This window comes from Janibacter sp. CoH_79_TC_3 (genome assembly GCF_058197955.1).
Genome location: NZ_JBXWIV010000108.1, coordinates 1 through 265 on the forward strand (window position 1 = coordinate 1; position 265 = coordinate 265).

Annotated in this window: 1 pseudogene; it reads left to right on the forward strand. The window is 65.7% G+C overall.

Annotated features, from left to right (window positions below):
- Positions 1-265: pseudogene (locus AC2FA3_RS15275) on the forward strand (FdhF/YdeP family oxidoreductase); the annotation flags it as partial.

Genomic DNA, 265 nt, shown 5'->3' on the forward strand with positions numbered 1-265 from the left:
GTCGGTGCACATTACGACGAAGCTGAACCGCAGTCACCTGATCCACGGCCGCGACGCGCTGATCCTGCCGACGCTCGGCCGCACCGAGATCGACCTGCAGGACGACGTCGCGCAAGGCGTGACGGTCGAGGACTCGATGAGCATGGTCCACGTGTCGTACGGGATGAACAAGCCGGCTTCGCCGAACCTGATGTCGGAGCCCGCGATCGTCGCGCACATGGCGCACGCGCTGTTCGGCAGCGACACGATCGACTGGCTCGCGTAC